Consider the following 2,289-nt stretch of genomic DNA (forward strand, 5'->3'; position numbering starts at 1 on the left):
CTCGCGAAGAACGATGACGCGGTGCCGCTAATCCACACTGCGAGGCAACTGCAACGTCACCCGCAACCCGCCTTCGCGCAGGTTCTGCAGGCTCACCTCGCCACCATGGCTGTGGGCGATGTTGCGCGCGATGCCCAGCCCCAAGCCGTACCCCTGCTGCTGCCCGGCCAGGCGAAAGTGCGGTTCGAAAACCTGTTCGAGGCGTTGTTCCGGTACACCCGGACCTTCATCGTCAACGTGCAGGATGAAGGCGTTTTCATCATCGTCGATGTGCAAGTGGGCTTTCTGCCCGTATTTGAGCGCGTTGTCGATCAGGTTGCCGATGCAGCGCTTGAGGGCCAGCGGTTTGCCCGGGTACGGTGCCAGCGCCCGGCCATCCTGGGTCACCCGGCCGTTGCCGTGGGGTGCCAGGTAAGGCTCCACCAGGCAATCGAGCACATGGTTGAGGTCCACCGGCTCGATGTTCTCGTGGATATCGGTGTCCTTGACGCATTGCAGCGCACCTTTGACCAACAGCTCCAACTCGTCGAGGTCGCGGCCGAACTTGGCCTGAAGACTTTCATCCTCCAGCAACTCGACCCGCAGCCGCAGGCGGGTGATCGGCGTGCGCAGGTCATGAGAGATGGCGCTGAACAACTGACTGCGCTCGGTCAGATAGCGGCTGATACGCTCGCGCATGGCGTTGAATGCGCGCCCGACCTCCACCACTTCGCTGCCGCCGCCCTCGGCCACGGGCTGCACTTCAGCGCCGAGGGACATGTCCCGCGCCGCCCGGGCCAAGCGCTTGAGCGGCCGGCTCTGCCAATGCACCAGCAAGCCGATGAACAGCAGCAACAGGCTACTGGTGAGCACAATGAAGCCCACCTGCTGCTTGGGCAGGTCCTGCTCTTCAAGGCTGGTATAGGGTTCGGGCAGCAGCGAGGCGATGTACAGCCATTCGCCCGGCGCCATCTGGATCTGCGTGACCAGCACCGGCGGGTTCACCGGCTCGAGCGTCAGGGCGTAGTGGGCCCACGAACGGGGCAATTCATCAAGCTTGAGCCCGCCGTTGAAAATCCGCAGATCCTCGGGGCTGACAAACTTGACGGAGATGTCGGCGTTATTGCCCAGGGAGCGGCGCAGCACATCGTCCACGGCCTTGAGCACCGCCAGTTTGCGCGGCGTGACCGGCAGCACATCCATGCCCAGCGGCTTGTCATTGAGCGTAACGACAAACCGCGTGCCGCCCATGCTGCGCAACTGGTCCAGCACCAACGGCCGATAGGCCACCGGCAGCGAACGCAGGTAGGTCACGGTGGCGGTCATCGAGTGAGCCAGGCTGCGGGCGCTGGTGACCAGGCCTTCGAGCTGCGTGGCGCGCAGTTGCGAAACCCAGATCAGGCTGGACAGCGTCTGGGCGAACAGCACCACCAGCAACGTCAGCAGCAGCATCCGTCCGAGCAACGAGCGCGGCACCGGCACCCGACGGGCAATCTTGCGGATTCCCTCAATGACCATTGCTGGCAACCACACTGGCCGCCAGTTGATAACCGCTGCCGCGCACCGTGCGGATCAATCGCGGCGGCTTGTCGGTATCGCGCAGGCGCTGGCGCAAGCGACTCACCGCCATGTCGACGATCCGGTCCAGCGGCATCAATTCACGCCCCCGGGTGGCGTTGCCGATGGTGTCGCGGTCGAGGATTTCCTGTGGATGATCGAGGAACAGCTTGAGCAAGGCAAAATCGGCACCCGACAGGATCACCTCTTCGCCATCGGCATGGAACAGCCGGTGGCTGACCATGTCCAGCCGCCACTCATCGAAGGCCAGCACTTCGCCGCCGGATCGCTCCTGGCCGAACTGCGCCCGTCGCAGCAAGGCCTTGATGCGCGCCTGCAATTCGCGAGGACTGAACGGCTTGCCCAGGTAATCATCCGCGCCCAGCTCCAGGCCGATGACCCGATCGGCCTCGTCGGAACTGGCGGTGAGCATGATGATCGGCACATGGGCCTGGCGCGGGTGCTGGCGAACCCAGCGGCAAAGGCTGAAGCCGTCCTCGTCGGGCAGCATCACGTCGAGGATCACCAGGTCGCTCGGCGCCTCGTTCAAGGCCTGGCGAAACCCGGCGCCATCGGGGGTGGTACGCACCTGGAAACCCGCGCGACTGAGGTAAGTGTCCAGCAGTTCGCGAATCTCCTGGTCGTCGTCGACCAGCAAAATCGATTTGTTCACTGAACTCACGGGGCCTCGTCCTTGTTGTTTGAATTGGGGGCGATTATGCCTGATGGACGGGATCTGCAAACACATCACAA

At 63.7% G+C, this 2,289-nt stretch carries 2 protein-coding genes; both read right to left on the reverse strand.

Going from position 1 to position 2,289, the window contains the following annotated elements:
* Window positions 1-27: 27 nt before the first annotated feature.
* Window positions 28-1,497, reverse strand: coding sequence for an ATP-binding protein (locus ACE04F_RS25090; RefSeq protein WP_486110373.1), 1,470 nt, complete (start codon window positions 1,495-1,497; stop codon window positions 28-30).
* Entirely contained in the window at window positions 1,487-2,218 is a 732-nt protein-coding gene (locus tag ACE04F_RS25095) for a response regulator (protein ID WP_042730801.1), read from the reverse strand. The genes ACE04F_RS25090 and ACE04F_RS25095 overlap by 11 nt, the downstream gene beginning before the upstream one ends.
* Between the last annotated feature and the right edge of the window lie 71 nt (window positions 2,219-2,289).

It is taken from the genome of Pseudomonas sp. AGC41, assembly GCF_057334555.1.

Bases quoted from the DNA above. Each gene is read 5' to 3' on its own strand.
- ACE04F_RS25090 (WP_486110373.1), bottom strand. From the start codon at position 1,497: ATGGTCATTGAGGGAATCCGCAAGATTGCCCGTCGGGTGCCGGTGCCG.